This is a genomic window from Rhodanobacter aciditrophus (assembly GCF_042679525.1).
Classification (GTDB): Bacteria; Pseudomonadota; Gammaproteobacteria; order Pseudomonadales; family Marinomonadaceae; genus Marinomonas; species Marinomonas aciditrophus.
Window position 1 is genome coordinate 36,199 of record NZ_JBHTMN010000006.1, and the last position, 12,176, is coordinate 48,374.

Annotated in this window: 12 protein-coding genes; 5 read left to right on the top strand and 7 right to left on the bottom strand. The window is 49.0% G+C overall.

Annotation, left to right across the window (positions count from 1 at the left end):
• Positions 1-125: 125 nt before the first annotated feature.
• Together ACFQ45_RS04925 and ACFQ45_RS04930 are read left to right on the top strand one after the other, a co-directional pair.
• Positions 126-632: a glycine cleavage system protein R gene (locus ACFQ45_RS04925; protein ID WP_377365868.1), complete on the top strand. Its 507-nt coding sequence runs from the start codon at positions 126-128 to the stop codon at positions 630-632.
• Positions 633-746: 114 nt separating this feature from the next.
• A complete protein-coding gene (locus tag ACFQ45_RS04930; protein WP_377365869.1) occupies positions 747-1,979 on the top strand; it encodes an MFS transporter in 1,233 nt (410 codons plus the stop codon).
• Between the two features lie 26 nt (positions 1,980-2,005).
• Here the strand turns inward: ACFQ45_RS04930 and ACFQ45_RS04935 are convergent, their stop codons facing one another.
• On the bottom strand, positions 2,006-2,926 hold the full coding sequence (locus tag ACFQ45_RS04935; RefSeq protein WP_377365870.1) for a DMT family transporter: 921 nt from the start codon (positions 2,924-2,926) through the stop codon (positions 2,006-2,008).
• A gap of 110 nt (positions 2,927-3,036) precedes the next feature.
• Between ACFQ45_RS04935 and ACFQ45_RS04940 the strand changes: the two genes are divergently transcribed.
• Positions 3,037-3,915, top strand: a complete 879-nt coding sequence (locus tag ACFQ45_RS04940) for a LysR substrate-binding domain-containing protein (RefSeq protein WP_377365871.1) — start codon at positions 3,037-3,039, stop codon at positions 3,913-3,915.
• Positions 3,916-3,922: 7 nt separating this feature from the next.
• Here the strand turns inward: ACFQ45_RS04940 and ACFQ45_RS04945 are convergent, their stop codons facing one another.
• From ACFQ45_RS04945 to ACFQ45_RS04955, 3 genes are all read right to left on the bottom strand, one after another.
• On the bottom strand, positions 3,923-5,236 hold the full coding sequence (locus tag ACFQ45_RS04945) for an esterase-like activity of phytase family protein (protein WP_377365872.1): 1,314 nt from the start codon (positions 5,234-5,236) through the stop codon (positions 3,923-3,925).
• A gap of 164 nt (positions 5,237-5,400) precedes the next feature.
• Positions 5,401-6,447: an SDR family oxidoreductase gene (locus tag ACFQ45_RS04950; RefSeq protein WP_377365873.1), complete on the bottom strand. Its 1,047-nt coding sequence runs from the start codon at positions 6,445-6,447 to the stop codon at positions 5,401-5,403.
• Between the two features lie 34 nt (positions 6,448-6,481).
• Positions 6,482-7,243, bottom strand: coding sequence for an SDR family oxidoreductase (locus tag ACFQ45_RS04955; protein WP_377365874.1), 762 nt, complete (start codon positions 7,241-7,243; stop codon positions 6,482-6,484).
• A 128-nt stretch (positions 7,244-7,371) separates the two neighbouring features.
• Between ACFQ45_RS04955 and ACFQ45_RS04960 the strand changes: the two genes are divergently transcribed.
• Together ACFQ45_RS04960 and ACFQ45_RS04965 are read left to right on the top strand one after the other, a co-directional pair.
• Positions 7,372-8,262 (top strand): LysR family transcriptional regulator, encoded by an 891-nt coding sequence (locus ACFQ45_RS04960; RefSeq protein WP_377365875.1) that lies wholly within the window; start codon positions 7,372-7,374, stop codon positions 8,260-8,262.
• Between the two features lie 43 nt (positions 8,263-8,305).
• Complete coding sequence (locus ACFQ45_RS04965; protein WP_377365876.1) at positions 8,306-8,590, top strand: hypothetical protein; 285 nt, start codon at positions 8,306-8,308, stop codon at positions 8,588-8,590.
• Positions 8,591-8,693: 103 nt separating this feature from the next.
• Here ACFQ45_RS04965 and ahpF read toward each other — a convergent pair whose 3' ends face one another.
• The 3 genes from ahpF to ACFQ45_RS04980 all read right to left on the bottom strand — a co-directional run bounded on the left by ahpF (position 8,694) and on the right by ACFQ45_RS04980 (position 12,171).
• A complete protein-coding gene (gene ahpF, locus ACFQ45_RS04970) occupies positions 8,694-10,241 on the bottom strand; it encodes an alkyl hydroperoxide reductase subunit F (protein ID WP_377365877.1) in 1,548 nt (515 codons plus the stop codon).
• A 195-nt stretch (positions 10,242-10,436) separates the two neighbouring features.
• Positions 10,437-10,994: an alkyl hydroperoxide reductase subunit C gene (ahpC, locus tag ACFQ45_RS04975; protein ID WP_377365878.1), complete on the bottom strand. Its 558-nt coding sequence runs from the start codon at positions 10,992-10,994 to the stop codon at positions 10,437-10,439.
• A gap of 118 nt (positions 10,995-11,112) precedes the next feature.
• Positions 11,113-12,171 carry a response regulator gene (locus tag ACFQ45_RS04980; protein ID WP_377365879.1) on the bottom strand — a complete coding sequence of 353 codons (1,059 nt, stop codon included), beginning with the start codon at positions 12,169-12,171 and terminating at the stop codon, positions 11,113-11,115.
• Positions 12,172-12,176: the final 5 nt, after the last annotated feature.

Sequence of the window (12,176 nt, forward strand, 5' to 3'; positions counted from 1 at the left end):
ATTTGTCAGTTTGTCATAAAAATGAGAATACAGTCAGATACTCTGATGCCCGACATTGACAGCTTTCCTAAGGCAGCTCAGGGTGTTATGAACAAGATAGTTAAAAAAACAATTAGGATGACTTTATGACGCAACATCTGGTGTTAACAGTAATTGGTGATGACCGTCCAGGCTTAGTCGAGGCATTGTCTGATGTGGTGGTGGCCCATCAGGGTAACTGGAGCGAAAGCCGCATGGCCCACTTAGCGGATAAGTTTGCTGGGATTGTGACCGTAGAAGTGCCCCTAGATCAGGAGGAGGCCTTGGTGGCGGCTCTGCAAGGGTTGTCTACGGTTGGCTTAAAAGTGACCGCTGAAAAAGCAGTTCATGCTGCGAAACTGGGTGAAACGGCAGTGATCTCTGTGATGGGCAACGATCGTACTGGTATCGTTCGCGAAGTAGCCAAAACCCTCAGTGGTTTGGGAGCCAGTGTCAGAGATTTGAACAGCTACTGTGAGCCTGCGCCGATGAGTTCTGAAATGCTGTTTAAGGCCGAGCTAGAAATTACCCTACCTGAAAATGTATCTCTTGAAGCCCTAGAGGCAGCCATTGAGGACATTAGTAGTGACCTTGTGGTGGAGCTTGTCGACTGATTTTGTCTTTAGGTAATGGGCGTCATATAGGGAAAAATTGTGATGCCCATTGCAGCATTTTGAGAACCTGCTTCAATAGTGCCTCACTTATGACAGGATCGATCAAAGCGCCCCATGCAACTACCCACCACTTTTCGCGCATTAGCTAATTCCAATTATCGCCTTTGGCTGATTGGTGCTTTCATTTCCAACATAGGTACTTGGCTACAACGCACTGCGCAAGACTGGATTGTGATTGCCGATCTCTCCGACCAGAATGCCTCGGCGGTGGGGATAGTGGTCATGTTTCAGTTTTTACCTCAGATTCTGCTACTTCCCCTAACGGGCTGGGCTGCTGACCGATTAGATCGACGTAAGTTATTACTTACTACCCAAATATGTATGGCTATATTGGCGCTGATACTTGGTGTGTTGGCGCTTACTAACATGATTGTGTTGTGGCATGTTTATGCCTGTGCGCTGGCTTTGGGGATAGTCGCTGCCTTTGATGCACCTGCCAGACATGCCTTTGTTTCAGATGTGGTGTCTGAAAATGAAGTTCCTAATGCGGTGGCCCTAAACTCAGTGTCTTTCAACTCGGCCCGCTTAATTGGTCCTGCGATAGCTGGCTTGCTCATCGCCCTCGTGGGTGCTGGCTGGGTGTTTATGATCAACTTATTGTCCTTCATTCCATTATTGAGTGCTCTAGTGATCCTAGGTGGCCGCTCTCTAGCAGGCTGTGAAACCAAGCGTGAGACAAGCCACAAAATGGGCTTTCTGGATGGCTTCCGGTACTTGGGGGCCCACCGTGAAATGATTGTGATGCTAGTCATGTCTTCTCTGGTCTGTGGGTTGGGGATGAACTTTTCTGTTTACCTATCTGCCATGACGGTTCATGTGTTTGGTGGCCATGCAGGGCAATATGGCTTATTGATCTCCATGATGGCGATTGGCTCTATTAGCGGTGCTTTGATTACCGCCAGCCGACCCAAACCCAACTTTGGTTTTATGGTTTGCTTGCCTGCAATCTATGCCATGGCCAGTGTGCTTGTGGCTTGGAGTCCGAATTACCTCACCTTCTCTGGGCTCTTGATAGTTCTCGGCTTGAGTTTGCAGTTGTTCACCACATCTTCTAATACCTTTATGCAAACCTCTACGTCTCGAGCTTATCGTGGACGGGTAATGGCCATTGTCCTAGCGACCATGATGGGCAGCACTGCCTTAGGAGCCCCCTTTGTGGGGTGGGTGGCGGATACCATAGGGGCTCGATGGTCCATCGGGGTGGGGGCGGTCTTTGGTATGCTCGCCTTCTGCATCGGTGGAACCTACTATTTGCGTTATTACCGTCACCAAGAAAAAGCCGCCTAGTGATTAAACTGGCGGCTCTTTTGAAGTTAAGCGCTGCAACTGACTTTTCGCCAGCGTTGTATCGGTGCAAAAGACAGGTTGCTGATTAAAGTCCCCACTAAAATCATTACCAGAGCGATCACCAAACCTGGTGTCCATGCTTCTTGAAACATAGGGATAGCCAAAACACTTGCAAAGACTGGCACCAGTGCCATTAACCCCCCCATTTTAGTCGCGCCAATCAGGTGTACTGCCCGGCCATAACACACCATCTGTATGGTGGTGGCCATGACGCCTTGGTAAAACGCCTGTAGCGCCAACATTTCCCAAGGTGTCGCCGCCAAGTTATGGGGTAAAAAGAGCGCATAAACAGGGGTGAACAACAAGGTCGTCACTGCAATGATGCCTAATGTGGCGTGCCAAGGGGCAAACTTCCAACGGCGTAGTAATACAGTGAAAGTGGCCCAAAACACACAGGACAACACAAAGCTTAAATCCCCTTGCCAATAGGAAGCACCGTGCCAAAAGGTCTCAACCAATAGGGCCAAAATCCCCAAACTGCTGACAATGATGCCTGTCCAAGAGGCGCGGCTGTGCCGCTCCCCTGCGACAAAATAGGCGAACACCGCAATCATAATGGGCATCAACCCCGGTAGTAACAGCGCGGCATGGGTTGCGGGCGCATTGGCAAAACCATTAAACACAGACAAGGCATATGCCAATCCACCGATACTGCCTAGGGCAAACATACGCCATTGAAAAATCACCTTACGATGCTTCCAAATAAAGGGTGAAAACAATACAAAGGCGGTGCCAAAGCGCACCATGATCATGTCAGGGATGGCCAGCGCGCCTAATGCCCCAGCTTTTGAAACCAATATGAATCCTGTCCAAATCGCTACCGCTGCCAGTCCATACAGCAGTCCAGAAGTAGGTAGTGAGGACGGGGAAGTGCTTGAGTGAGTCATAAATAGCATCCTCTTGTTGATTAACTTTCCTACAGTATAGGGGTGGATTTCTTTCATTAAAAATGAATAATAAAGAAATACTTATTCACAAATAATGAAAAGGTGTGCCGATGGACATTTCTGATCTGACCGTCTTTAAAGCAGTTGTTGAGCACAATGGGGTGAGTCGCGCCGCCGAAGCCCTACATCGAGTCCCCTCTAACGTGACGGCCCGTTTAAAAAAGCTGGAAGCAGAGCTAAATGTAGATCTTTTTTTGCGGGAGAATAACCGTTTGTCGGTGACATCAGCAGGACTGCGCCTGTTGGACTACACCGACAAAATCCTACAACTGCAAAAGAGCGCTATTGCGGAGCTGACCCAAGCGGAACCTGCTGGGTTGTTGCGCTTAGGGTCCATGGAAAGTAGTGCGGCATCCCGCTTGCCCAAGATCTTGTCTGACTTTCATCAGACTTATTCTGCCGTGCGGTTGGAGCTTATGACGACGGCATCCATGCCCCTGATAGAGAAGGTGTTGGATGGGGAGCTGGACTTGGTCATGGCGTCAGATCCACCTGAAGACGAGCGTCTAGAGAGTGTTCATTGTTTTGACGAAGAGCTGGTGTTGATTATGCCAACAGAGTGGGCTCAGCGGGAATCACTGCCCAGCTCCTTGATGATGGTGGGATACCATAAGGGATGTTCTTATCGTCATCGTTTGGAGCGCTGGTTGAAACGTACAGGGCACACCTGTGAGAGGGTCATCGAGATTCCTAATCATTTCACCATGATCGGCTGTGTGATCGCTGGTATGGGGATCGGTATGGTGCCGCGCTCCGTTCTCGCATTGCACCAAACCGAAGGCCTGACGGTACAAACGGTGGAGCGGGACATTGCCCACGCACCCACCTATTTGATTTCTCGAAAGGATAACCCTTCCAGTGCTATCCAAGCGTTTGTGCAAACCACACTGGCGTCACCGGATGCGGTTGCCCATGAACTGGGTGAATAGCACTGGATTACTTGGCTTGCAGGAAGTCCCTCACGTCCAGAACGATGATTTCATTATCATCCACCCGCCCCTGCTCACGGCCAACTGAGAAGGGGTAGTTGTTGTCGTTAGCGATAACAATATGATGCTCATCAATACGATCTACGTTCTCAATGGTGAAAAATGGGAAGGTGAAGATGCCATCAATGGTGCCTCTAATGGCCACCTTATTGGGGTCTTGAATGTCCATTAGGTCGATGTAGGCAAGTTTACGGATAACGCCTTGATCGTTTACTTGGTCTAAATCCACCAAGTAAACACGTTTAAACCTAGCAGGATTTTTCGACCAGTTTTCCCTAGGATCTCCAGTGCCATTATCGCGCTCGATAATAAGCGCCCGGTGATCATCGATCATATTGAAATCACCAATGGCATGGCGAGGGTTCTCCAATGGGTAATAAAGAACCTGATCACCCCATGTTTTATTATCAAGATCAAATGACAACATGCGCAACACTGGCTGGCCATTGACGGTTTCAGGTTTGCCCGCTGTTACATCATAGATGGGCTTTTCGAGTAGGGGATACAAGGTTTTCTTGTCTGCTGAAATGGCCATGCCTTCGAATCCCCCAGAACGCATGGTAATGACGTCTGGTGATTTCTCATTTGGGTTCGGCATGAGCAGAAACGGATTATCGGGCGAGGCGTAATGGGTGCCGTTTACGTGAGTGGCGATCACATCTTGAACCACTCCCTTGTTGTCCACATGAATGAGCCAAGGACCGAACTCATCCCCGATCCAGTAACCATCTTCCGTGGGCTGAATCGACTCTGGGTCAAAGTCTGCCCCAGTAAGGAAGCGTGCTGGGCTGGTTTCATCCGTGATCGGGAAGGGGACTTTACGATCTGGGTCCGTTAAAAAAATGGTCTCCTGTACGTTAACTCGACCTGTGTCCCAGTCAACTTGGACCTTATGGAACATGAGCAAGGCGTCCGCAGAGTTGATGGCACGGCCAAATCCATTGTCTGTTAAGACAAGATAGTGGTCATGGTCAATTGCTCGAATTCCAGAGAAGCCTTGAATAGGTTGGCCCGGGAAGGGTAAGGCCAAGCCCGTGGCTGGTTGATAAATATGGTAGTTTTGCTCGACCCGCTGGTTGTCCTTGGCAGTAAATCGACCCGAATGGTTGAAGTAGCTCGGGGCCGAATCAGGAGGAAGAACAAAGGTATTGGCGGGTAGTTGTGCGTGCTCTTTCAGGACAGCGGTAAACTTGGTCGCTTCGGTTGCTGAAGCGAAAGACGACAATCCTATCAATGTGATCATACAAACGTTGCGTAGCATAAAAACTCCTATGACATCCTGTACAGGGTAAGAAGGGACGATCATAGGGAAGAGGTGTTGAAGTTTTATGACGGATGACTCACCTAGGGAAAGGCGATTTGAACGGGACATTAAACGTTAGGGAGCCTGTTGCTATAGGCTCCCTTTGATTGTTGCCATATTTACTATGGCTGCTGCGTAGGGATGAGTTCCCGTTTCACCATGTTATTTAGGTGGTCGATCAAGGTGTCGTCCGACCGTTTGGTCATGTGTTGAAAGCCCGCTTGTCTGGCTTTGGTGACGTCAAACACAGCATCCGTTTGGACGTGAAAAATAAAGTCACCGAACCCTCCTAACGCAAGTTGGGTGATGTCTTTTTCTGCTAGCCCCATGTCTGTTGCGAGCTGTTGCCACATTTCAGAACTGGCGCGGTCCAATCGTTGGGCTAAGGAGATGGGTTGGGGCTCTCCAACTTCTAAACCAAACCAATTGGCCAGCGCTGGCCAGACATGTTTCCAGCGGAATTGGTCCCCATTAGTGACATTGTAGGCCCCATCTTTTTGCTCCAGCGCGGACCATAGAACGGCTTGGCCGAGCACTTCGGCATCACAAATATTGACTAATACTTCATAGGCTTGGGCAGGACCTGGAAATTGCATGGCCAGTCCCATTTGCTGACAAAGGCTGCCATAAACACCGATCAGGTTTCCAAGATTCATGGCAGACCCTAACGAATGTCCAATGACAATGTCAGGTCGCAGGGCGGTCCATTGCACGCCTCTTTGGGGCAAGGTGCGGGCATAGTCTTCTTGGGTAAAGTACAAGTTTGGCGGGAAGTGTCGGCTATCATCTTCGCGTGCAGGGGTTTTATAAACACCCAAGTGAGCGCCGTAGACTTTCCCGCCTTGGAGAAAAATAACCCGCTCCAGTGGTGCTCCCACATGCAACAAGGTCTCAACGAGGTTCTCCATCATTTGACCGTTTTCTTGGGCTTCTGTGAGGGCGTCATCGTTTGGCTTTAATGCCGCATAGAATACATGGGTCACTGTTTTCAAGGTGTCTTGGTGAGCCATTAAACTTTCACGATCCAGCAGATCCGCCTGCAAATGAATGCCCTTGCTCGGGCCGCTGGAGGAGCGCGACAAAGTGATTACGTCTAGATGGGCGTGTTCTAGTACTTGGGTGGCGCCATAACCGGTGACACCACTGGCTCCAGCAATTAAGAATTTCATATGTCCTCCTTATATAAGATGTTTGGCGGTGTTCCTAGGCAATACGACCACCACCATCCACGTTGAGTACTGTGCCGGTAATAAAGCCGTTTTCCAGTAAACTGATGGCAGCATGGGCAAGGTCATCCACATGGCCAACACGTCCACTAGGTAAGCCGCCTGCAACGTCCTTGAACATGGCTTGGCGGTCCGCTTCCGTTAAAAAGTCCCAGCTTCCTGCATCGACGACACCCGGGGATACCGCGTTAAAGCGTTTGGGCTTCATTTCGATGGCAAGGTTTGCTACTAGACTTTCAAGTGCCATGTTTAATGCGCCGACGATGGAGCTACCTTCTCCTTGGCGGTAGGCCGCTAAACCGGAGAAAAGCACCACACTGCCTTGAGCATTTAGGTGTTTGTTGGCGCTTCGAGCAATGTTGATTGGCGTATGAAATTTAGAATTCAGCATCTTGTTAATGTCATCATCAGACAACTCAATGAAGGGTTTAAATGTCAGGTCGGCCGCGGTATTGATGATGTGGTCCCAAGGACCTTGCTCAGACAGGGCCGCTTCAAGAGCCTGGCCATCAGATGCGTCTAAGGAGTAGAGGCCGAGTGCTGGTGAGGAGAGGGTTTCGGCCGTCCCTTGTAGTTTGCTGGCGGTACGTCCTGCCAAAGCCACTTGTGCGCCTTTTGCAGCCGCCATTTTTGCGATGGCAGCGCCCATGCCGGACCCTGCGCCAATGACAAAAATCTTTTTACCTTTTAAAACTGAATGTTGTGGATCAAATTGGGTGATTGGTGTGGTGCTTGTCATGACTCGTCTCCTTTTCAATGGATTTAAGATCAGTTTAAGCATCCTAATTTTTTGAATAAATGAGGCGTAAATGAATGCTTTATTTAGATTAAACTTAATAATCTTTATGAGGCTTCTAGGATATTCCCATGGATCGACTGCATCTCATGCAAACCTTTGTTGATATTGTTGAGCTCGGTAGTTTGGCGGCTGTTGCGCGCCAGCGAAATGTTGCCCCGGCGGCCATTACTCAAGCGCTGCAATCCCTAGAAGCTGAGGCGAGCAGTCGTTTGCTGGTCAGGACAACCCGGAGAATGAGCTTAACGCCGGAAGGTGAGCGCTTTTTATTGGATTGCCATCGGATCTTGAACGATGTGGACGACAGTTTTGAGCGGGTCGCAGATAAGGGACCCTTGAGGGGTACCATTCGACTAACGACCACTAATGATTTTGGTCGTCATCACTTACCGCCTTTGATTGATGCATTTCTTTTGCTGCATCCCTTAGTTCGGTTTGAACTGATTTTAAGTGACGGCATGGATGATCTGGTGCAAGGACATTTTGATTTAGCGATTCGTATGGGGCCATTAACCGACTCGCGTTTTCGCTCCCGTCGTTTGTTGACGGATCACAGGAAGGTATGTGCGGCGCCAAGTTATTGGGATGAGCACGGCCGTCCGGATCAGCCTGAAGCCCTGCAACAACATAACTGCTTGGTATTGGCTCGACCCGGTGAGCCCCAGTCTCATTGGCACTTTTCGAAACAGGGGAAGACTTTCTCCGTTGCCGTTTCCGGCAATCGCAGTGCGAGTGATGGGGGCGTATTACGTCAATGGGCTCGACAGGGGGCTGGGGTGGTGCTTAAGTCTGGCTTTGATGTTCGTCATGACTTGGAACAAGGTCACCTTGAAGCAGTCTTAGAGGCCTACACACAACATGAAGTGAACATTTATGCCGTTTGGCCAGGGCAGTCTTTAGTGCCCCGTCGAGTTCAAGGATTTTTAGACTTTATACAAGCCAAATTGGAGCAAGAATGGTAGCATCATGTCCCGATAAAATTAGCGTTAATCGAGAGACTTACTCATGCCGCAATACACAGTATTAATTCGCGAAGATCTAATGAGAGCGGAATCTGACCCAGAGACCATTGAACGTTTTAAGCGCTGCGGTTACGCCGTAAAAGGGGCATTTGAGGCGACCACAGCGGGTGGGGCGCTAGGTCAATATCGTGAAAAACACCCAAAGCCAGTGCGTGAAGAGAAAGCACCTATGTCAGCCAAGATGCGTTACTTTTTGATTGGTGGCGCGGTCGCGACCGTACTTTGGTTGTGCTTTTTGGCGTTTGGCTTATTGCCCATGGCGCTTTAATTGCGATCAAAAAAAACCGGCTAACCCAGTGCGAAGGGAGAGCCGGTGAAGAGAGTCACATGGCGGGGGCAGCCGCCATGTTTGATCTAAAGGGGAGATTCGCTTAGTTGCGAATCAGGTGATCAAAGGCGCCCAGAGCGGCTGTTGCGCCAGCTCCCATAGAGATAATGATTTGCTTGAATGGCACGTTAGTCACGTCACCGGCAGCAAACACACCTTCCATCGATGTACGGCCGTGAGAATCAATTACGATCTCGCCACGATCTGTTAATTCCAGCGTATCTTGCAAGAATTCACTGTTTGGCACTAGGCCGATTTGCACGAAGATCCCTGCAACGTCTAGCTTGTGCGACTCATCTGTTTTACGGTCTGTGTACTGTAGACCTGTCACACGCTCTCCATCACCAAGTACTTCAGTGGTCATAGCGTTTTTGATGATGGTCACGTTTGACAAGGACTCAGCTTTTTTCACCAATACATCGTCTGCACGTAGGGTATCGCCAAATTCCAATACGGTAACGTGTTCTACGATACCCGCTAGGTCGATGGCCGCTTCGATACCAGAGTTACCACCACCGATTACAGCGGTTTTCTTGCCTTTGAACAATGGGCCGTCACAGTGTGGGCAATAGGCAACCCCTTTGGTTTTGTACTCTTGCTCACCTGGAACATTCATTTCTCTCCAGCGTGCACCTGTGGCTAGGATGACGGATTTGCTTTTCAGCACGGCGCCATTTTCGAGTTCGACTTCCACGAGTTCTTTCTTTTCAACACGTACCGCTTTCTGTGTCTTCATTAGGTCAACATCGTAATCTAAGACGTGTTGCTCTAAGCCTGCGACCAATTTTGGACCATCTGTCGCTTTCACAGAGATAAAGTTTTCAATGGCCATGGTGTCTGACACTTGGCCACCAAAACGTTCTGCTACGACACCGGTACGGATGCCTTTACGGGCTGCGTAAATAGCGGCTGCAGCACCCGCTGGACCACCACCCACGACAAGAACGTCGTAAGCATCTTTTTCAGATAGGGCGGCTGCTTGTTTCTCGCTGGCACCGGTATCTACTTTGTTTAGGATTTCGTCTAAGGTCATGCGGCCTTGACCGAAATGCTCACCGTTAAGGAATACGGCTGGCACACCCATGATGTTGCGATCTGTGACTTCTTCTTGGAAGACACCGCCATCGATCATGGTTGCAGTAATTTTAGGGTTCAATACAGCCATTAGGTTGACCGCTTGAACGACATCTGGACAGTTGTGGCAAGACAATGAAATGTACACTTCAAAGTTAAGTTCGTTGTCCAAGCCTTTAATTTGTTCTAGGGTCTCTTGTGTTGCTTTTGATGGGTGACCACCGGCTTGTAGCAGTGCTAACACAAGGGATGTGAATTCGTGTCCCATTGGAATACCGGCAAAACGTACGCGGGCTTCTTCACCTTTTGGGCCAACTGCCATTTGTGGTGCGCGGCCTTGTGGGTTTTCTTCTACCAATAGGGTGATTTTGTCTTGGTTAAGGGACTCAATGTCGCGAGCCAAACCAAGTAATTCTTCAGATTTAGGATGCTCATTGATAGACACAGTAATTTCAATCGGATTAACGATGTTTTGAAGGTATGTGCCCAACTGCTGTTTCATGTTTGTGTCTAACATAATATTTAACCCGTTTATTTAGTTGAGTGATTACAGTGCCAATAAAATTTCGAGCGAGCGAGGTCATCACCTGTCTCTATGCGAGAGGGAGGCGTGAGGTTCCTTAGCTCGAAAGTTGTGTTGTGGGCTTTTAATGCCTAGCACTGGAAGGCAAGCCCGAGTTGGGCGCAGGGCGCCCAACTATTGGGAGGCGTATTAGATTTTGCCTACTAGGTCTAGAGATGGAGCAAGTGTCGCTTCACCTTCTTTCCATTTAGCTGGGCAAACTTCGCCTGGGTGAGCTGCTACGTATTGAGCTGCTTTCACTTTGCGCATTAGATCTTCTGCGTCACGGCCGATGCCTTCTGCAGTGATTTCCATTGCTTGGATCGTACCTTCTGGATCGATCAAGAATGTTGCGCGGTCAGCAAGACCTTGGCCTTCACGCATCACATTGAAGTTGTTTGTGATGTTGCCAGTTTGATCGCCTACCATGTAGTAGTTGATTTTGCCGATTGTTTCAGAGCTGTCGTGCCAAGCTTTGTGTGTGAAGTGAGTGTCTGTAGATACAGAGTAAACTTCAACGCCAAGCTTCTGAAGCTCTTCGTATTTGTCTGCAACGTCGCCTAGTTCAGTAGGACATACGAATGTGAAGTCTGCTGGGTAGAAGAAGAACACAGCCCACTTGCCTAGTACGTCTTTTTCAGAAATTTCTACGAACTCGCCGTTTTTGAATGCAGTTGCGTTGAATGGTTTGATTTGAGTATTGATCATTGTCTATCTCCTTAAAGTGTTTCGCTGTGTGCGTTACCAACAGTTGATATATTAGGGAGATATTGGTGATTAATAAAATTGTTAATACCTAAATACTTGATAAATATTTCCTATAAATCTATTCGTCTGGGTATTTCGCTCGTATGGCCGTGATGGCTGGAATTAAGGGTAGCGTTAGTTCAACCAGTTTAGGATCAAAGTGTTTGCCGGATTGCTCTTTTAAGTGAGCAACTGTTTTCTCTAAGCTCCAGGCCTCTTTGTAGGGGCGTTTAGACAGTAGGGCATCGATGACATCTGCAAGGGCGACGATGCGGCCTTCAAGGGGGATTTTGTCTCCGGTCAGGCCATAGGGGTAACCTGTTCCATCCCATTTTTCATGGTGGGTTAGGGCGATGCTATGGGCCATCTTTAGCATAGGATCACTGTCTTGGGATAAGATCTCGGCCCCATAAAGGGTATGCTTTTTCATGATTTCCCACTCTTCCGCATCCAGCTTACCGGGTTTCAATAGTATGGTGTCGGAGACCCCGATTTTGCCTACATCGTGCATTGGAGAGGCGTGATAGATGCGTTCAATCCAATTTAGGTCGTCCACACATTGCTGGGCAATCAGGCGGGTGATTTGGCTCATTCTAATCACATGAGCACCGGTTTCATTGTCCTTATATTCAACTGCACGACCAAGATGTTGAATGATCCGTAGTTTGCTGTCCTCTAGGGCTTGAGTGCGCTTTTGGACTTGAATGCTGAGTTGGCGGTTTTGATCGTACAGGGCAAGATGAGTCCGAACTCGAGCCTTCACTAGTGGAGGGCTGATGGGTTTGATGATGTAGTCCACAGCTCCCAGTTCAAAGCCTTTCTCTTCGTCTCGGATATCGTGTTTGGCCGTCACGAAAATCACGGGAATATTGGCGGTAGTGGGGTCGGCTTTTAGACGGCGACACACTTCGTAACCATCCATATCCGGCATCATCACATCCAAGAGGATGAGATCTGGCTTAGGTGTGCTTCGAGCGACAATGAGGGCTCTCTCTCCACGGACAGCCACTTTTAAGGTGTACTCATTATCCAGAGACGCTGCTAGTACGTCGATGTTGTCTGGTGTGTCATCCACTAGTAAGACGATGGGCTTTTTAATTGGTGCTAGGTGTTGGCTGTCAGTGGCTTCTGCTTGCATCTCAT